Source organism: Paenarthrobacter sp. NPDC057355, from assembly GCF_042667405.1.
In the GTDB taxonomy this organism is placed as follows: Bacteria; Actinomycetota; Actinomycetes; order Actinomycetales; family Micrococcaceae; genus Arthrobacter.
This window is the reverse complement of the sequence record NZ_JBHVAL010000002.1, coordinates 1-17,023: the sequence shown is the minus strand read 5'-3', so window position 1 is coordinate 17,023 and position 17,023 is coordinate 1. Positions and strand designations below refer to the sequence as shown.

Annotated in this window: 15 protein-coding genes and 3 tRNA genes; 5 read left to right on the top strand and 13 right to left on the bottom strand. The window is 62.6% G+C overall.

All coding sequences use genetic code 11. The features are described from left to right. Positions 1 to 2: 2 nt before the first annotated feature. The gene (locus ACFUOZ_RS04000; protein WP_377545014.1) at positions 3 to 1,169 is read left to right on the top strand and encodes a cysteine desulfurase family protein; all 1,167 of its coding nucleotides are present in this window, start codon (positions 3 to 5) and stop codon (positions 1,167 to 1,169) included. A gap of 9 nt (positions 1,170 to 1,178) precedes the next feature. Here ACFUOZ_RS04000 and ACFUOZ_RS03995 read toward each other — a convergent pair whose 3' ends face one another. The 3 genes from ACFUOZ_RS03995 to ACFUOZ_RS03985 all read right to left on the bottom strand — a co-directional run bounded on the left by ACFUOZ_RS03995 (position 1,179) and on the right by ACFUOZ_RS03985 (position 3,208). Next, positions 1,179 to 1,664: a GtrA family protein gene (locus ACFUOZ_RS03995; protein WP_377545012.1), complete on the bottom strand. Its 486-nt coding sequence runs from the start codon at positions 1,662 to 1,664 to the stop codon at positions 1,179 to 1,181. An 18-nt stretch (positions 1,665 to 1,682) separates the two neighbouring features. Continuing rightward, positions 1,683 to 2,531: a fumarylacetoacetate hydrolase family protein gene (locus tag ACFUOZ_RS03990; protein WP_377545010.1), complete on the bottom strand. Its 849-nt coding sequence runs from the start codon at positions 2,529 to 2,531 to the stop codon at positions 1,683 to 1,685. A gap of 89 nt (positions 2,532 to 2,620) precedes the next feature. Beyond that, on the bottom strand, positions 2,621 to 3,208 hold the full coding sequence (locus ACFUOZ_RS03985; protein ID WP_377545008.1) for a DM13 domain-containing protein: 588 nt from the start codon (positions 3,206 to 3,208) through the stop codon (positions 2,621 to 2,623). A 115-nt stretch (positions 3,209 to 3,323) separates the two neighbouring features. Here ACFUOZ_RS03985 and ACFUOZ_RS03980 point away from each other — a divergent pair, with 115 nt between their 5' ends. Then, positions 3,324 to 4,517, top strand: a complete 1,194-nt coding sequence (locus ACFUOZ_RS03980) for an SLC13 family permease (RefSeq protein WP_377545006.1) — start codon at positions 3,324 to 3,326, stop codon at positions 4,515 to 4,517. Here the strand turns inward: ACFUOZ_RS03980 and ACFUOZ_RS03975 are convergent. Next, complete coding sequence (locus tag ACFUOZ_RS03975) at positions 4,514 to 5,182, bottom strand: DUF1684 domain-containing protein (RefSeq protein ID WP_377545004.1); 669 nt, start codon at positions 5,180 to 5,182, stop codon at positions 4,514 to 4,516. The genes ACFUOZ_RS03980 and ACFUOZ_RS03975 overlap by 4 nt on opposite strands. A 54-nt stretch (positions 5,183 to 5,236) precedes the next feature. Here ACFUOZ_RS03975 and ACFUOZ_RS03970 point away from each other — a divergent pair, with 54 nt between their 5' ends. Both ACFUOZ_RS03970 and ACFUOZ_RS03965 read left to right on the top strand, forming a co-directional pair. Further along, positions 5,237 to 6,103: a hypothetical protein gene (locus ACFUOZ_RS03970; RefSeq protein ID WP_377545002.1), complete on the top strand. Its 867-nt coding sequence runs from the start codon at positions 5,237 to 5,239 to the stop codon at positions 6,101 to 6,103. A gap of 72 nt (positions 6,104 to 6,175) precedes the next feature. Then, a complete protein-coding gene (locus tag ACFUOZ_RS03965) occupies positions 6,176 to 6,982 on the top strand; it encodes a transglutaminase family protein (protein ID WP_377545000.1) in 807 nt (268 codons plus the stop codon). Here ACFUOZ_RS03965 and ACFUOZ_RS03960 read toward each other — a convergent pair. The 7 genes from ACFUOZ_RS03960 to bcp all read right to left on the bottom strand — a co-directional run bounded on the left by ACFUOZ_RS03960 (position 6,979) and on the right by bcp (position 16,050). Then, on the bottom strand, positions 6,979 to 7,440 hold the full coding sequence (locus tag ACFUOZ_RS03960; protein ID WP_262275304.1) for a MarR family winged helix-turn-helix transcriptional regulator: 462 nt from the start codon (positions 7,438 to 7,440) through the stop codon (positions 6,979 to 6,981). The two genes, ACFUOZ_RS03965 and ACFUOZ_RS03960, sit on opposite strands and share 4 nt — an antisense overlap. Continuing rightward, positions 7,440 to 8,564, bottom strand: a complete 1,125-nt coding sequence (locus ACFUOZ_RS03955; protein WP_144659928.1) for an LLM class flavin-dependent oxidoreductase — start codon at positions 8,562 to 8,564, stop codon at positions 7,440 to 7,442. The genes ACFUOZ_RS03960 and ACFUOZ_RS03955 overlap by 1 nt, the downstream gene beginning before the upstream one ends. 140 nt (positions 8,565 to 8,704) lie before the next feature. Continuing rightward, complete coding sequence (locus ACFUOZ_RS03950) at positions 8,705 to 11,920, bottom strand: efflux RND transporter permease subunit (RefSeq protein ID WP_377544997.1); 3,216 nt, start codon at positions 11,918 to 11,920, stop codon at positions 8,705 to 8,707. Positions 11,921 to 11,986: 66 nt separating this feature from the next. Further along, positions 11,987 to 13,492 carry a malate:quinone oxidoreductase gene (locus tag ACFUOZ_RS03945; protein WP_377544995.1) on the bottom strand — a complete coding sequence of 502 codons (1,506 nt, stop codon included), beginning with the start codon at positions 13,490 to 13,492 and terminating at the stop codon, positions 11,987 to 11,989. 79 nt (positions 13,493 to 13,571) lie between these two features. Continuing rightward, on the bottom strand, positions 13,572 to 15,233 hold the full coding sequence (locus tag ACFUOZ_RS03940) for an ABC transporter substrate-binding protein (protein ID WP_377545533.1): 1,662 nt from the start codon (positions 15,231 to 15,233) through the stop codon (positions 13,572 to 13,574). Between the two features lie 208 nt (positions 15,234 to 15,441). After that, positions 15,442 to 15,523 (bottom strand) — tRNA-Leu (locus ACFUOZ_RS03935). Between the two features lie 53 nt (positions 15,524 to 15,576). Then, a complete protein-coding gene (gene bcp / locus ACFUOZ_RS03930; RefSeq protein WP_377544993.1) occupies positions 15,577 to 16,050 on the bottom strand; it encodes a thioredoxin-dependent thiol peroxidase in 474 nt (157 codons plus the stop codon). A gap of 85 nt (positions 16,051 to 16,135) precedes the next feature. Between bcp and ACFUOZ_RS03925 the strand changes: the two genes are divergently transcribed. Further along, positions 16,136 to 16,603, top strand: a complete 468-nt coding sequence (locus ACFUOZ_RS03925) for a MarR family winged helix-turn-helix transcriptional regulator (RefSeq protein ID WP_377544991.1) — start codon at positions 16,136 to 16,138, stop codon at positions 16,601 to 16,603. 99 nt (positions 16,604 to 16,702) lie between these two features. Here ACFUOZ_RS03925 and ACFUOZ_RS03920 read toward each other — a convergent pair. Both ACFUOZ_RS03920 and ACFUOZ_RS03915 read right to left on the bottom strand, forming a co-directional pair. Continuing rightward, positions 16,703 to 16,775: transfer RNA gene (locus tag ACFUOZ_RS03920), tRNA-Lys, on the bottom strand. Between the two features lie 170 nt (positions 16,776 to 16,945). After that, positions 16,946 to 17,021: transfer RNA gene (locus tag ACFUOZ_RS03915), tRNA-Lys, on the bottom strand. Positions 17,022 to 17,023 lie beyond the last annotated feature (2 nt).

Sequence of the window (17,023 nt, the reverse complement as noted above, 5' to 3'; positions counted from 1 at the left end):
AGATGATCTTCCTGGATGCTGCGGCCACCACACCCGTGCGCCGTGAGGTACTGGAGGCAATGTGGCCCTACTTGAGCGGTGAGTTCGGCAACCCCTCCAGCCATCACACCCTTGGTGAAGCAGCCGCGGCGGCGCTCGCAGAGGCGCGTACCGGCGTCGCGAAAGTGTTCAATTGCCGTGCTGGCGAGGTGACGTTCACCTCGGGCGGCACAGAGTCCGACAACATGGCCGTCAAGGGCATCGCCCTTGCGCGGCAGGCTGCGGATCCGGCGCTCAACCGCGTGGTGATCGGCGCCGTCGAGCATCCTGCCGTTGAAGAATCAGCCCGCTACCTCGAACGGGTCCACGGCTTCGCTGTGGACATCGTCCCGGTCGACGGCGACGGACTGGTCACCGTGGACGCGCTGCGCCGCGTCCTGCGGCCGGAGACGGCCCTGGTGAGCATCATGTATGCCAACAACGAAATCGGCACTGTTCAGCCCATTGCCGAGCTCGCTGCAGTGGCCCGCGCCGCGGGGATCCCTTTCCACACCGACGCGGTCCAGGCCGCCGGGTGGTGTCCGCTGGATGTCAAAGCCCTTGGCATCGACGCCATGAGCATTTCGGCACATAAGCTGGGCGCCCCCAAAGGATCCGGTGCCCTTTTCACCAAAGGACGGCTGCGTGTGGAGCCGCTCATCCACGGGGGTGGGCAGGAACGCGGTAAGCGCTCCGGAACCGAGAACGTGGCCGGAGCCGTGGCGTTGTCAACGGCCTTGGCGCTCGCCGATGCTGAACAGCCGGCACAGGCGCAGCGCGTCGCACAGCTGCGGGACCGCTTCATTGACCGGGTTCTGGATACGGTGCCGGATGCTTCCCTTACCGGCCACCGAAGCCAACGCCTGCCCTCTGTTGCGTCCTTCTGCTTCCCTGGAACAAGCGGTGAATCTGTGTTGCTCGAACTGGAGCGGTTGGGCGTTGTGTGTTCCAGCGGATCGGCGTGCGCTGCCGGCTCCGACGCGCCGTCACCGGTCTTGCTTGCCTTGGGCATTGCCCCCGAAACGGCCCAGACGGCCGTCCGTTTCAGTTTCACCTCCACCATCTCCGACGTCGACCTGGAGGCTGCCGCCGCTGCCGTGGAAACCGCCGTCGGGCTTGTCAAACGCCTTGCCGCGCCGCAAGCCGGCTGACCGGCCGGGCTAAACGTGCCGGGCGCGGCGGAAAATCCAGTGGCGGAGCAGGGTGAAGCGCACGGCCGTGGCCACGAAACCGGACAACGTTGTGGTCCACAGCTCCTTAGCCACGCTGGCGTCGGGCTTGAACAGATGCAGCACACCCAGGCTGCCGCCGGTGATGAGCAGTGCGATACCGATAACGATCACTCCACTGAAGTGGTCGCGGGCACGTTTCCTGCTGCCGGTGATCTTGAACGTCAGGCGCCGATTCAATGCTGTGTTCATCAACGAGGTCAGAATCAATGCCACCGCGTTGGCCAACTGGGGATCGATCAAGGGACGGAGCAGCGCGTAGATGGCCAGCGAGCTTCCCGTGCAGATGACTCCGACGCCGGTGAAGCGGATCAATTGCCGCACCACAGGGTACTTGAGGATGCCGCGATGCCGTTTGCGGGGAGATTTATGAGGGGGAGATGGCAGTAGGCGTGTGGCGTCCGCAGCTATCTCCATGGTCTTAAGCCTGACACACTACGCAGGCAGGTCCTCCCACGAAGCGCCGCGCACGGGGTTGGTGAGTTCGCCGATTCCCTCCACACGGCACGTCACGGTGTCGCCGGGCTGGATGCGTGCGGTCTCTGCCGGGAACCCGGTGAGGACCAGATCGCCGGGCTGGAGGGTCATGAACGACGTGAGGTACACCAGGATCTCGTCGACCTTCCAGCCGAGGTCCGCAGAACCGGCAGGCTTGAGCTTGCGGCCGTTGTGGGCGATCCCGATTTCCAGGTCCGTTGGGTCCAACTGGGTGACTATCCAAGGTCCTGCCGGGGTGAAGGTGTCCTGGCTCTTGGCACTTATCCAGAGTTCATCGGTTTTTTGGAGGTCCCGCGCCGAGACGTCATTGCCTATCGTGTAGCCGAGAATCGCCGAGCCCGCCGTTTCCAGGGTTAACGCACGCGCCGCACGGCCTATGACGATCGTCAGTTCAGCCTCCGGATCCACGTGTCCAACGTTCGCCGGGAGTTGGATCGCCTCGCCTGGACCCACCACGCTGGAGGCCGCTTTGTGGAACGCCTGCGGGGGAAGATCGCGGCCCGGTTGGCCGGTGTTGTGAGCCATGCCAAGGACATTGACCGGCGCCGAGGGCGCAAGGAACGTGAAGGCGTCTTCGGTGTTGGTTGCAGCCCGCTCCCAGCCCGGGCGCCCAGGGCTGGCGGCGTTGGCCCGCGAGGATGGGAAAGGGGAGTCGATGACTGTCCACGACTTTCCTTCGTCCGAGGTGAAGTCCGTTGCGTCGTTCGCGACGAAGAAGTGCTCGTCCGGGGAGGTTGGATCAAGGGGGCGGACGCGGGCGATACGACGCGGAAGTGGGGAAGTCATGATGACATCCTACGTCCTCCCATCCGTTGCGAGGCCCGCTTTACGTCCCAAGAGTCGTCCATGACGCGCAGAGCAGGCCTCGCAAAGCGCTAGGCGAGTGGGGCAGAGCCGAACGCCACGCTGAAGCGATCACACCACAGGACCACCGAAACCAGGCCCGAGAGGTCAGTTCCGGCCGGGATGGCATAGTTCTGGTTGCCGTGTGTGGCCTTCACGGCCCCCAAGTCCACGTATCGTCCGGAGCGGTACTTGTACCAATCGCCTCCTGCCTCCAGGCTGCTCAGCCACACTTTGACGTCGGGACCGTCACTGCTGGCCAGATCTTCCAAGCGGAGCACCTGGCTTCCGTCGGGGAGTTGGAGCACCTGTGCTGTACCGGTGGTCTGGTGTTCCTGCGACCCGAACATGCCCGTTCGCACAACAATCGGTCCGGCCACCGTGGCTGGACCGCTGTCCGGTGGGGTTGCGTCCGGCGGGGTTGCATCCGGCGATGCATGCTCCGGCGTGGTAACCCCGGACGCTGTGGCAACCGGCAGGGCCTCATTCAGGCTGCTGCTGGTGAAGAGCCTCCACGGCTGAAACAGGAAGGCCCCGAGCACAAGAAAGACGAGGACCACCACTCCCGCAGCGGATGCCAGGGCCTTGTGGGACCGGATCGACCTCCGGATTCTGTTCATGATTCAAGGCTAGGCATCGCGGGAACCGGTTGGGAGCCTTATTGCTTACGATACCGTGACGCTGTTCCCGCGGTGCGCAGGAGTCCCCTCAGGAGTGGGGCTTAGAATCCTGCTCATGCGTCTGGCGATAATTGGATTGATTCTCCTCGTAGCGGGTGGGGTGACCGTGGCTACGGGTGTGCTTCCGTGGCACGAAGTCATGGTGCTCGTGGACCGGGTCGCCCCAATTTTGGCCTTTGTCGTTGCCATGACCGTGGTGACCGAACTCGTCAGTGAAGCCGGCACGTTTCAGTGGATCGCACGGCGCTTGCGCCGGTGGGGGCGCGGGCGAAGCGTCCTGCTGTGGTTGCTGCTGGCATTGTTTGCGACCCTGAGCACGATTTTCCTCTCCCTGGACACGACGGCGGTCCTGCTCACACCGGTGGTTGTCACCGTGGCCCGTCAGGCAGGGCTCCCGGTCCTGCCCTTTGCCCTGACAACGGTATGGCTGGCCAACACAGCCAGTCTGCTGCTCCCGATCTCCAACCTCACCAACCTCCTTGCCCAGCACAACCTTGGTGGCATTACTCCGGCGCAGTTTGCGCAACTGATGTGGGCGCCTTCGCTGGCGGCCATCCTTGTGCCGTTGGCCTTCATTGCGGTGGTGTTCCGGCGCGAGCTCAGGAAGAGCTACGGCCTGGATGCTTCGAGACCGCCAGCCGTTTCCACGGCAAAGGCTCCCGACCGGTTGCTGCTGGCAGGCAGTGGGGCGGTCCTGGTGCTGCTCCTGCCGGCATTGGTCTCTGGAGTCGCCATCTGGATTCCCGCTGCAGTGGCCGCGGTGGTCCTGGCCATCCTGTTCATCATCCGCCGGCCGACCGTCCTGAAAATCACGCTCATTCCCTGGTCCCTTTTGCTGTTCACCTGTGGGCTTTTCCTGGTGGTCGAGGCGACCCAATACCTGGGCGCGTCGGCGTTGCTCGGCCAGGTGGCAGGCCAAGGGGATGGCTTCCTTGAGCTGCTGAGGCTGGCTTTGACCGGCGCCCTGGGTTCGAACATCGTCAACAACCTGCCGGCCTATCTCCTGGCTGAACCTCTGGCGGGAACGCCGGAAAGGATGGCGGCTCTGCTGGTGGGCGTCAATGCCGGCCCATTGATTGCGCCGTGGGCATCACTGGCCACTTTGCTTTGGCATGACCGGCTGATGCGCATGAACGTGCTGGTGAAATGGCAGGGCTACGCGGTAATGGGTCTGCTGGTGGCACCACTTACCATCATCGCAGCCATCGGGGCGCTCGCTGTGTTTGGACCGGGTGGGGTGTTCGGCTAGCCAGCGTACAACTCGCCGACGGGCACCTCTGACGCCAACCTGTTGGCTGGACCTGCAAGCGGGCAGGCCCAGGCTTCGTTGTAAGCGCAGGACGGGTTGTAGGCGAAGTTGAAGTCCAGGATGAACTCCTGCCCGGCCTCCGTTTCCCTGGTGCCATGGAAGGAGCCTTTGACGGTATCCAGCAAGTAGCGGCCCGCCCCGTAGCTGCCGCCGGGTTTCCCGGCGGTCGCGTCACGGAACGGCACGAAGATTCCGCCGCCGTAGCTTCTCAACCGCCACACCGCCAGGGAACCCAACCCGGCCAGTTCGAAGGTGCCGATCCGGGTGAACGGAACAACGCCGTCCGTCCCGGTCTGGACGTTCATCTCCTGGCCCACACCCTCGGGGAGAAGTACGGCGTGGAAGCGGTAGGCGGGATCGTACCCGGCGGTCCGCAGTCCCGAAAAGGAAGCCTTCATTTCCTGTGTCAGGGCGGAGGCAGGATGCGAGGCGAACATCAGGTCCCGCTCCTGGCGCCAGTAGTCGTGGGCCTCCCGCGGATTTTTGTCCGCGAGTTGACGCACTTTGTCGTAGAGGGCGAAGGTCTTCAGGCGCCAGTCCGCGATATCTACCGCGGACATCGTCGGGAGGGTGTCCTCAAATTCGTCGTTCTCGGTGGGAGCCATGGACCCAGCCTAGCCCTGTGCGTGTCGTGGCTCGCCCGCAGCTAGGCTGTGCTCATGACTGGCACGAGGAACCTCAAAGGTATTCCGCTGAAACTTGCTGCGGCAGCCCTGGCAGGTTGCCTGGTGGCCGGTGCGACCTCATGCTCATCGCAGAACAAGGGTCCCCAAGTGACCTCCACGGTATCGTCGAGCCCCAACAGTTCCGAATCGGGGACAGGCACCGCGGAAAGCACGACGACGAGTCCCGGCAGCGACGCTGGCCAGCCTTCATCTTCGGCTGCTTCGAGCGGCACGGACGCGCCTTCGGGATCTGCAAGTGCGGGGCCGGAACCGGTCCCCACCGCCCTTTCGTGGAAAACCTATACGGATCCGGCCAAGAGCGTCAGCTTCGAGCTTCCCAAGGACTGGATTGCCCAGTCTGCCGCCCCGGACGCCGGTTCTTTGGCCGGGGCAGTGAAGGTGGAAGTCAAGGACGGGGCAGGGAAGTACATCGCCACGCTCCAGACAGGATTGGCGCCCGCCACTGCGGCTCCTTGCCCGGCCGGACAAGGAAAGCCCTACGTGGTGATCAGCAGCACGCCCTTGGACGTACCGCACTCCGACGGACCTGACACCATCGATCCGCGCGTCGTCTTCCGTGTAGTCCAGGGCTATAAGTTCTTCGGCTCCTACGGCATCACCAACAAGGTGGCTGGTACTGACGGCCAGTCGTGTGAACTGGCAAACCGCGTGCAGGGGCCGACAGGAAAGGGCGATTTTTCTTTTGGGGACGTCCTAGCCCTGCATGCCTTCGCCGCAGACGAGAAGGTCGCCCCGGCAAAGTCCTTCGACACTTTGGACCTCGCTGCAAAGTATGTGGCCCACGATTCTGAATTCGCCAACGTCCAGCGGATGCTACTGTCTCTGAAGGTCAATCTGTAGTCCTCGGATTGGCTGACTCAAACATTCGGCGGCGATGGGGGCTGCCCGCCGCAAACCCACTGTCGGAGATCAATGGAACGCAACGTTTCTGCCACGCTCGTTTTCAAGACCGCAGCCAACACCAAGGTGGCCATGGCCATTGCCGTAGCCAACAACCCCGGCTATGACTCCGTCACCGAAAACCTGTCGGTCACAGTGGCGGGGGAGGAACTTCCCGTTGCTGAACTCAGCGACCACCACGGAGGCCGGTTCCACTATCTTGAGTTGGCCGAGCCCAGTGAGGTGACCGTGGAGTACGCGGCAACGGTCCAGGGCCAAGCGCTGCCCGATACGTCCACCCCGATGGAACTTATCCGCTATGTCAGGCCCAGCCGCTACGCCGAATCCGACCGTCTGCTGCCCACCTCCTACGCAGAGTTCGGCAGCCTGAAGGGCGAAGAACTGCTCCATGCAGTCCGTGACTGGGTCCACGGTGAACTCCGCTACGTCAGCGGTTCCTCACGGGGAACGGACGGAGCTGTCGAAACGCTGCTGCACCGCAAGGGAGTGTGCAGGGACTTTGCCCACCTGGCCATTGCGCTGTTGAGGTCCAAGGATGTGCCTGCACGCCTGGCTGCCGTCTATGCACCTGGACTGACTCCCATGGACTTCCATGCCGTTGCGGAGGCGTATGTTGACGGTTCATGGCGGATCATCGACCCCACCGGCCTGGCCCCCCGCGAATCCATGGTCCGCATTACCGCCGGGCGGGATTCCTCCGATACTGCATTCCTCTCCACGGTGGGCGGCAGCCTGTCGCTGAAGACCCTCAAGGTCAGTGCTTCAGTCAATGGAGAGCTCCCGGCGGAAAACCACCGGGAGCTTCTCACCCTGCGCTAGTGCCCGGCTACGGAGGCGCGGAGCTTCTCCGTCAGGCGCAGCAGCTCCCGCTGCTCGTCGGCCGTGAGCGCGGGCGCCACCAATGTGGCGATGTCGCGCACGTGTTCGCGCCCGATCGTCTTCTGTAGTTCGCGCCCGGCTTCGGTGAGGGCCAGCAGGACCCCGCGGCCGTCGTCGGGGGCGGTTGTACGCTCCACCAGCCCGCGCTTCTCCAAACGGTCAACCAAACGGCTCAAGCTGGATTGGCTGAGCAGTACCTTGTCGTTGATTTCGTTCAGGCGAAGCTGTCCCGAAGGGCACCGGGACAAGGTGAACAGGACGTCGTACTCCTTGACGGGCAGTGCCTTGAAGGCCGGCCCGGACTGGAGTTTCCGCATCACCGCCACCTGGGAGCGGAACAAGGACTCCCAGGTTTCGGCGGCGAGGCGGACGGCAGATGATGCCGGGGGCGTGGACATCAGGCGTCCTGCCCCGCAGCACCTGCCGCTGCTGATTCGCTGACCTTGGCCTCGAGCGCGGCTGCCACGCGGGAAGCGTGCGTGGGGGCGTCCGGCACGTGGGCGGGCTTCATGGCTGCGTACTCCTTGCGCAGGACGGGCAGGACTTCCTCGCCAAAGAGGTCCAGCTGCTCCAGAACCGTCTTCAGGGGAAGTCCGGCGTGGTCGATCAGGAACAGCTGGCGCTGGTAGTCGCCAAAGAACTCACGGAAGGTGAGCGTCTTCTCGATGACCTCCTGCGGGCTGCCTACGGTCAGTGGCGTCTGGGACGTGAAGTCCTCAAGCGACGGGCCGTGGCCGTACACCGGGGCGTTGTCGAAGTAGGGGCGGAATTCCTTCACGGCGTCCTGTGAGTTCTTCCTCATGAAGAACTGGCCACCGAGGCCCACGATCGCCTGGTCGGCCTTGCCGTGCCCGTAGTGCTCGTAGCGCTCACGGTAAAGGCCGATCAGCTGCTGGTAGTGCTCCTTCGGCCAGAAGATGTTGTTGGCGAAGAAGCCGTCACCGTAGTAGGCAGCCACTTCGGCGATCTGGGGAGTACGGATGGAACCGTGCCAGACAAAGGGGGCGACGTCGTCGAGCGGCCTCGGCGTGGAGGTGAAGTTCTGCAGCGGCGTGCGGAACTTGCCGGACCAGTTGACGGTGTCCTCGTCCCACAGCTTGCGGAGCAGGCTGTAGTTTTCGATCGCCAGTTCGATGCCGTCCTGGATGTTCTTGCCGAACCAGGGGTAGACGGGAGCGGTGTTGCCGCGTCCGAGGACCAGGTCAACGCGGCCGTCGGAGAGGTGCTGAAGCATGGCGAAGTCTTCGGCGATCTTCACGGGGTCGTTGGTGGTGATCAGCGTGGTGGCTGTGGAGAGCGTGATGCGCTCGGTCTGTGCCGCGATGTAAGCCAACGTGGTGGTGGGGGAGGAGGAGAAGAACGGCCGGTTGTGGTGCTCGCCCAGGGCGTAGACGTCCATGCCGATCTCTTCGACCTTCTTGGCGATGGCAACGGACGCCTTGATGCGTTCGTTTTCGGTGGGCGTGCGGCCCGTTGTGGGGTCAGTCGTGATGTCGCTGACGCTGAATACGCCGATCTGCATGATGTGCCTTTCTCCCTGCCCGTGGTGCCGGGCTCTGTAAACAGTGTACCTCAAACTAGATGCATTTGCATGTATCAGTGCCTGTAACAGAGCAGGGCCGGGAAATGTTCCCGGCCCTGCTTAGAGGTTTTGTCTTCTGCCTACTCGCCCGGATTATGGGCGGCGCGCCGGCCCTTGACCCGGGGAATCATGCCTGTGGTCCAGTCCTGGAACTCATCCGTTCCACTGGATCCCCGGCCATTGCTTCCAGGACCCGGTGTTGGCTTCGCCTGCAAGTCCTTCAGCAGTTGCTTCTTTTCCCGGCGCCCTTCCACGAGCTTGTAGAGCACGGGAACCAGCACCAACGTCAGGGCAGTGGAGGAAACCAGCCCGCCAATCACCACTATCGCCAGTGGCTGGGAGATGAAGCCCCCGCCGCCGGTCAGGCCCAACGCCATGGGCGTCAAGGCAAATACTGTGGCCAGGGCGGTCATCAGGATGGGGCGCAGACGCTGCCGGGCGCCGTGCGTGATGGCATCAGCCACGCTCATCCCCGGGCGGCCGTCATGCGGCTTCCGGTATTGGTTGATGAGGTCGATCAGGACGATTGCGTTGGTGACGACGATACCCACCAGCATCAGCATGCCAATCAGGGATGGCAGGCCAAGCGGGACGCCGGTCAGCAGGAGGAGTCCGACGGCGCCTGTGGCCGCGAACGGTACCGAAACCAACAGGATCAGGGGTTGGATGAGGGACTTGAACGCGGCCACCATGATCACGTAGACAATGGCGATCGCCGCCAGGAGGGCCAGGCCCAGCTGGCGGAAGGACTCGGCCTGTTGGGTGGTGGCGCCGCCGATGGTGGCCGTGACGCCCGCAGGCAGCTGCACGGACTTCAGCCGCTCCTGCACGGCGCTGCTGACGCTGCCGAGGTTGGAGCCCGACGGCGTGACGGTCACGCGCGCTGTCCGTTGACCGTTGCTGCTGGTGATGGATACAGGAACGTCCACTTGTTCGACGGCGGCAATGGTCTCGAGCGCGATCCCGCCACGGGCCGTGGGGAGCTGGAGTGCTTTGACGGCCGCGATGCTGGTGAAACGCGTTCCTTCGCCGATCTGGACAGGGTAGTCGTCGGTGTCTATGCGGACGGTACCGGCCGGGATTGGGCTGACGGTGGAGGCCAGGAAGGCACCCACCTGCTCTTCCGTCAGGCCTGCGGCCACAGCCTTGGCGCGGTCCACACGGACCTGGACCACGGACTGCGTGGAGGCCAGATTCGTCGCAACCTCCGAGCTGCCGGGAACACCGTCCATGGCCTTGACCATCGCATCGCTGGCTGTCTTCAGGTCGGACGAGGTGGCGGCCTTGATGGTGATGTCCACTGTGGAGGACGTCCCGAAGCCGCCTTGCTGGGAGCCAACCGTGATCTTGCCGGCAGCCCCTGCCAACTTGCTGCGGACTTCGTCCTGGAGCTTGCCCTGGTTGACCTTCTCATCGGTGACGATCGTGAAGGTGGAGTTTGATGCCCCCGTCGATGTCAGGGCGGCAAAGCCTGTCTGGGCGTTGCCGGAGGTGACCTGGACATCCTTGATGCCCTGGATTCCCTTGAGGGAATCCTCCACCTTTGCTGCCTCGTCGCTGGTGGCCTGCAGACTCGTGCCGGCAGGAAGTACCTGCCGGACGGTCATGCTGTTCTCACCGGAGCGGCCAAGCAGGTCCGTGTTCAGCAGCGGTGCCACGGCGACGGTGGCCACCAGGATTACCGCAGCTGCGGACAAGGTGATGACCGGGTGCTTTTGGGTCTTGGTCAGGATGGGAAGGTAGCCGCGCTGGAGCCGGCTCCGTTGCTCGGCTTCGCGTGCCTTATCCGCGGCTTCCTTGCTGGAGGCCGGATCAGCACCCTTGGCGGGGGATGACAGGAACCAGTAGGCCAGGACCGGGACGATGGTCAGGGAAACCAGGAGCGAGGACAGCAGCGCGATGGTCACCGTCAGTGCGAACGGACGGAAGAGCTCACCTGCGAGGTCGCCAACGAACGCGATCGGGAGGAACACGGCCACGGTTGTAAGCGTCGAGGCCGTAATTGCCCCGGCGACCTCACGGATGGACGTCAGGATTGCAGTAAGTTTGGCTTCGCCATAACTGAGGTGCCTTTTGATGTTCTCGATGACCACGATGGAATCGTCAACCACGCGGCCGATGGCTATGGTGAGGGCGCCCAGGGTAAGGATGTTCAGCGAGTACCCGGTGGCATAAATGCCGATGAACGTTATCAGCAGGGACAGCGGAATGGACACGGCCGTGACCAAAGTAGAGCGGACGGACAGCAGGAAAACCAGGATGACGGCCACCGCGAAGCCCAAGCCCAGGAGCCCTTCGGTGGTGAGGTCCTTGATGGATTTCTCAATGAAGGGGGCCTGGTCGAAAACAGGCGTAAACGTGGCGTCGTTGCCCAGCTCGTCCTGCATCGCTCCGATGGCATCACGGACAGCGTGCGAGATCGCGACGGTATCGCCGTCGGGTTTCTTGGTCACGGACAGCGCCAGCGTCGGCTTTCCATTGGTGCGTGTAATGGAAGTAGCGGCATCGTCTTCGATGCTGACCTCGGCCACGGCTCCAATGGTGGCGGCCTTGCTGGTTCCCGCCAGAGGCAGTCCCTTGATGACATCCAGGGAGTCCACGGGACTGCCGAGCTGCAGGGACAACGTCTTGCCTTGGTCCTCGATGGTGCCGACCGGAACCAGGGTCCCGTTGTTCTTCAGTGCGGAGCTAATGGATTGGACGGAGGCGCCCGTGGCCGCGAGATCCGCCTGCCGGGGCTTGATGAGGATGTGCTGGCTGGCACCGCCGGTCACATCGGCGCCGCGAACGCCGTCGATCTTCTGGAGGCGCGGAACGCTGAGGCGCAGGAGGTCAGCGTTGAGTTCGCTCAGGGGTTTGTCCGAGGAAACGGCCAGGTAGACGATCGGGAAGTCACTGATGTTTCCCGCGATGGACTGTGGTTCGACGTTGGCAGGCAGCAGGCGTTTTGCGTTGGAAATGGCCCGGTCGATCTGGTTGCGTGCCCGGTCAAGGTTGGAACCATAGGTGAACACCATGGTGATCTGCGAAACGCCATTGCGTGAAGTGGACGAGGTTGATTCAAGTCCTTCAACGCTGTTCAGTGCGGTCTCAAGCGGCCGGCTCAGCTGTTTGTCCACCACCTCGGGGGAGGCGCCTGGCATGGAGGTGACAACAGTGATCTGGGGGAACTCGATGGACGGAATGAGTTCCTGCTTAAGCGAGCCCATGGTGATCACGCCGAACACCGCCGCAAAGACGGTGATCAGCGCGATCAGGGCCCGGTTCCCCAGGGACAGCTTGGCCAGGCGGAACATTGCATCGACTCCTGTGGTCTACGAAACGATTCGTCTGACGGGAACCGGCCGCAGCCCCGGTGTGGCCTAGCTCTGGACGGCGCTGGCCACTTCCAGTTGAAGGGACCTGGCCGTGCTGGCCTCGAGTTCGGCGGCGAGGTCGGGGTTGTCGTTGAGCTTGACGCCGTAGCCGGGCATCATGTCCTTGAGCTTGGACTGCCAGCCCTTGAAGTTCTTGGGGAAGGACTTCTGCAGGAGCTCGATCATGATCGGCACAGCCGTGGAAGCACCTGGCGAAGCACCCAGCAGGGCGCCGATGGAGCCGTCGCGGGAGGCGATGACTTCGGTGCCGAACTGCAGGATTCCGCCCTTTTGCGGATGCTTCTTGATGATCTGCACACGCTGGCCGGCAGTAATCAGTTCCCAGTTGCTGCCGACGGCCTCGGGGTAGTACTCACGCAGGGATTCCACCTTGGCCTCGTGCCGCTTGGCGACCTCTTTGATGAGGTAGGCCGTGAGGTCCATGTTGTCCTTGGCTACTGCCAGCATGGGGATGATGTTGCTCGGCCGGATGGACAGCGGAAGGTCCAGATAGCTGGAGGTCTTCAAGAAGTTGGTGGAGAAGCCGGCGTACGGGCCGAACAGGAGCGAACGCTTGCCGTCAACGAACCTGGTGTCCAGGTGGGGGACGGACATGGGAGGAGCGCCCACCGAGGCCTGACCATATACCTTGGCACTGTGCTGGGTTGTGATGGCTTCGTCCGTGCAGCGGAAGAACTGGCCCGAAACCGGGAAGCCTCCGTAGCCCTTGCTTTCCGGGATGCCTGAAGCCTGCAGGAGGTGGAGCGCTCCGCCGCCGGCGCCAACGAAAACGAACTTGGCGTGGATGCGCCCGTGCTCACCCGACTTGGCGTGCTTGATGGACAGATCCCAGCCGCCGCCTGCTGCACGGTTGATGTTGGTGACGTCGTGGCCGTAGTTGACCTCGGCGCCGCTGCTCTGCAGGTAGCCGGTCAGTTCACGGGTCAGGGCTCCGAAGTCGACGTCGGTGCCTTCTGCTGCGCGGGTGGCGGCTACACGCTGCTTACGGTCGCGGCCCTTGACGATCAGGGGTGCCCATTTGGCGATCTGGTCCTGGTCCTCGGTGTACTCCATGCTGCGGAAGAGCGTGTTGGGCTTGAGGGCCTCGTAGCGGGTTTTGAGGAATGTGGCGTGGTCATCGCCAATGACGAAGCTCATGTGCGGAACGGTGTTGATGAAGCCCTTGGGGGAGCCGATCACATTCGTGTCCACCAAGTGGGACCAGAACTGGCGGGAGAGCTGAAACTGCTCGTTGATGTGGAGCGCCTTGGCCGGGTCCACGGAGCCGTCCTTGGCTGCGGGGGAGTAGTTAAGCTCACACAGGGCAGCGTGTCCGGTGCCGGCGTTGTTCCACGGTCCAGAGCTCTCGAGCCCTGCTTCGTCGAGTCGTTCGAACAGGGAGATGGTCCAGGTGGGTTCAAGTTGCTTGATGAACGCACCAAGGGTGGCACTCATGATTCCGCCGCCAATAAGGACGACGTCGGCATGTTGAGTCTTGGAAATGAAGGTCACGATCAATCTCCGTTAGCGGCGGCACTGGCTGTCACAGAATATCCCCGCGCAGACCCAATACTGAAATTGTGGGGGTTCGTCAAGACTTTAAGCGGACGTTCGTGAAAACTTCGTTGAGGACCGGTGAGGCCGGGTACCTTTCCACCTTGTTGGACAACGCCAATGCCGAGATGGGGAAGGCAATGGGGACGGCCGGGACGGAGGCCGCGATCTCGGCATTGATGGCCTGGTACTGGGCATTGCGCTCATCGCCGTTGGGCATGGCACGGGCCCGCTCGATTTTGTGGAACACCTCAGAGTCCGTATAGCCGAACTCGGCCCGGGTTTCGCCGAACAGCGGCCCCAGGAAGTTGTCGGCATCGGCATAGGAGCCGTTCCATCCGAGCAGGTGCAGGCCACGGTCACCGGCTGACTGGACCTTTTGCAGGTAGCCGTTTTCCCAGTCGATGGGCACTGGTTTGATGTTGAGGCCCACTGCTACAAGCTGGCGGCTGATTTCGGCGTAAATTTTCTCCGGAGTGGGCATGTAGGCCCGAGTGGCGTTCAGCGGGTAGTAGAACTTCAGTTCCTCGCCTTTGTACCCGGCCTTTTCAAGCAGTTGCTTGGCTTTTTCCGGGTTGTAGCCCAGTGAGGGTGCGTTGTTGTTGAAGCCGCTGAGTTTCGGTGGCACGAACTGGGAAGCCTGGGCAGTGTTGTCGATGAAGAACTTGCGGATCAACGATTCCTTGTCCACGGCCATCTCTATCGCTTGGCGGACCTCAAGCTTGTCCAAGGGAGCAACTGCCTGGTTGATACCCAAGTACATGACCGAGAACGGATCCCGCTGGATGATCTGGACGCCCTTCTTGACCAGCTGATCGAACGTAGCTGGCGTCACCAGGTCATAGGCGTCGATCTTTCCATCCAAGAGGGCCTGCTGCCGCGTCTCGGCGTGGTCGTAGGGAATGAAGTTGATGGTGGCTATCTGGCCCCTGTTGCCCCAGTATCCTTTGTAGCTTTGAAGGGTGATCTTGTTTTCGTCCCAGGTTCCAAACTGGTACGGGCCGGTCCCAACCGGGTGGCCGGCGTAGGCGGAGACGGCCAGGCCGTTCCGTGTTTGGTCCAGGACGTTGGCGCGCTGCGACTCGAGGGCGGCGGGCGAGGAAATGGCGAAGGCCGGGAGTGTCAGGGCCTGCAGGAATCCCGTGAAGGGCCGTGTCAGGTTGATCTGCACATCGGTGGCCGAGATCACTTTGCAGTCCTTGAAGATGGAAAAAACCGGTTCATCCGAATACGCCTTGAAAACGCTCTGGAACGAGATCCCCGGCGCCTGCTTGCGGAGCTCGGCGGGGAAGGTGAACCAGCGGTTGAAGTTGGCGCAGACTGCGGCGGAGTCGAAGGGCGTTCCGTCGTGGAAGGTCACCTTGGAGCGGAGAGTGAAGTCATAGCTCAGCCCGTTGTTGCTGTCCTTCCACTCAGTGGCCAGCAGGGGAGTCGTTTCCCCTGTAGATCCGTCAACACCCACGAGCCCTTCAAGGACCTGGCGAGTAACGCGGGCGGACTCGGAGTCGGCTGTCATGGCCGGGTCAAGGCCCAAAGGCATCGAGCCGGTGCCGAAGTTGAACGTGGCAGTGGGCTCGGCAGCCGCGGTGCTGCTGGCCGACGACGACGGAGCAGGACCAGGCGCTCCGGTGCAGGCCGTCAACGCCAAAACGGCAAAGACAGAACCCGCCTTGAGCAACTGCACGGTCAGGCTCCGCATTTTGCTGCTTGCCACTCTTGTCCCCTCAGCCGGTGTGAATGCCGTGGCCGGCTTAGGCCAGACCGCGTTCCAGTCTAGTTGAACGTCCTGAATGCGCCTCCCAGCGCTTTTCCAGCCAACCAGGATTGTTGCCGACACGGAAAACCCCCGATCTGCAGGTGTGCAGCCGGGGGCTCTGCGTGGCTTGCAGCCACGGTGTTCCACAGTGTGCGCAAGGGGGGACTTGAACCCCCACGCCCGAAGGCACAGGAACCTAAATCCTGCGTGTCTGCCAATTTCACCACTCGCGCTGACTGGCACGCGGCTTATCCAGCCGGGTGCCGTACGGCCTCCAGTGTACCCGCTACTTGTCCAGCTTCAGGTCGCGGCGGAGCTTGGCCACATGGCCGGTTGCGCGGACGTTGTACTGGGCCAAGGAGACCTTGCCGTCAGGGTCCACCACAACGGTGGAGCGGATGAGTCCTTCGTAGGTTCGGCCGTAGTTCTTCTTTTCCCCCCATGCCCCGTAGGCATCGGCCACGGCATGTTCCTCGTCGGACAACAGCGGGAAGGTGAGTTGCTCCTCAGCGGCAAACTTGGCCAGGGCCTTAACGGGATCGGGCGAGATCCCTACAACCTCATAGCCGGCGGCCTGAAGGGATCCCAACGTGTCGCGGAAGTCGCATGCTTCCTTCGTGCATCCGGGTGTCGAAGCTGCCGGGTAGAAATAGACGATGGTTTTGCGGCCGCGGAAGTCGGACAAGCTGACGCTTTTGCCCGTGGCGTCCTGCAGGGTGAAGTCCGGTGCCGCCTCGCCCGGGATAAGTCGTTCGGCCAAAATATGCTCCTTGGTTTGGGTCGCGATTTCCCATTTTAGACCGCAAAAGCCGCGTCTCCGGCCCTTGCGCGCATATACTGTCGGCATGCCAGATATGGAGAGATGGCCCACTACCCGATTGCTTTCGACAGCTGCGCGCCTGGTGGAAATCTCGTGGAACGAAAAATTGAAGTCCATCGGCCTTACCCACGCCGGTGTCATTGCCATGCAAGTACTTGCAGCCAAGGGTGCAATTACCCAGGCGGCTTTGGCCGAGGTTGCGCGGGTCAAGGCCCAGACCATGGGAACCACCCTTGCAAGGCTTGAGCTGCACGGGCATGTCACCCGCCAGCGCAGCGACTCCGATCGCAGGAGCCACGTTGTTACCTTGACGGAAGCAGGCAGTGCAGCCCTTGCAGAAGCTGTGAAGCTTGAGCAGGAAGTGTTGTCGCCCGTCGCAGTGGACACGGCCAGGTTGCGGGAAGAACTCAGGATTGTTGTCCGCGGGCTTGCAGGCTTGCCCGCCCCGGAGCAGGAATCCTCTGGACTCGAAACCGACATTCCGCAAGCGTGATGTAGAAAGCAGCCTGGCAGGTTCCCGTTCCGGGAATTCCTGCCAGGCAAAAGAAAAGGCCCCGGATCGTTCATCACGATCCGGGGCCTTTTGCGTTAGTGCACCCCCCGGGACTCGAACCCGGAACCCATTGATTAAGAGTCAATTGCTCTGCCAGTTGAGCTAGAGGTGCAGCTATTGTTTGGTGGCTTCCGAGGAATTCGCATTCCTTGTCGACCTCCGCAACGACAAATAACTCTACACCACAATTCGCTGTGTCAAAACCAGGCCCAGGAAGCCGGTGATTGCATTCCCCGGGATAAACAAAAGACCCTGGAGTGCGAACACTCCAGGGTCTTTCTTTGGTGCACCCCCCGGGACTCGAACCCGGAACCCATTGATTAAGAGTCAATTGCTCTGCCAGTTGAGCTAGAGGTGCTG

Bases quoted from the DNA above. Each gene is read 5' to 3' on its own strand.
- ACFUOZ_RS04000 (WP_377545014.1), top strand. From the start codon at position 3: ATGATCTTCCTGGATGCTGCGGCCACCACACCCGTGCGCCGTGAGGTA.
- ACFUOZ_RS03995 (WP_377545012.1), bottom strand. From the start codon at position 1,664: ATGGAGATAGCTGCGGACGCCACACGCCTACTGCCATCTCCCCCTCAT.
- ACFUOZ_RS03990 (WP_377545010.1), bottom strand. From the start codon at position 2,531: ATGACTTCCCCACTTCCGCGTCGTATCGCCCGCGTCCGCCCCCTTGAT.
- ACFUOZ_RS03985 (WP_377545008.1), bottom strand. From the start codon at position 3,208: ATGAACAGAATCCGGAGGTCGATCCGGTCCCACAAGGCCCTGGCATCC.
- ACFUOZ_RS03980 (WP_377545006.1), top strand. From the start codon at position 3,324: ATGCGTCTGGCGATAATTGGATTGATTCTCCTCGTAGCGGGTGGGGTG.
- ACFUOZ_RS03975 (WP_377545004.1), bottom strand. From the start codon at position 5,182: ATGGCTCCCACCGAGAACGACGAATTTGAGGACACCCTCCCGACGATG.
- ACFUOZ_RS03970 (WP_377545002.1), top strand. From the start codon at position 5,237: ATGACTGGCACGAGGAACCTCAAAGGTATTCCGCTGAAACTTGCTGCG.
- ACFUOZ_RS03965 (WP_377545000.1), top strand. From the start codon at position 6,176: ATGGAACGCAACGTTTCTGCCACGCTCGTTTTCAAGACCGCAGCCAAC.
- ACFUOZ_RS03960 (WP_262275304.1), bottom strand. From the start codon at position 7,440: ATGTCCACGCCCCCGGCATCATCTGCCGTCCGCCTCGCCGCCGAAACC.
- ACFUOZ_RS03955 (WP_144659928.1), bottom strand. From the start codon at position 8,564: ATGCAGATCGGCGTATTCAGCGTCAGCGACATCACGACTGACCCCACA.
- ACFUOZ_RS03950 (WP_377544997.1), bottom strand. From the start codon at position 11,920: ATGTTCCGCCTGGCCAAGCTGTCCCTGGGGAACCGGGCCCTGATCGCG.
- ACFUOZ_RS03940 (WP_377545533.1), bottom strand. From the start codon at position 15,233: ATGCGGAGCCTGACCGTGCAGTTGCTCAAGGCGGGTTCTGTCTTTGCC.
- ACFUOZ_RS03925 (WP_377544991.1), top strand. From the start codon at position 16,136: ATGCCAGATATGGAGAGATGGCCCACTACCCGATTGCTTTCGACAGCT.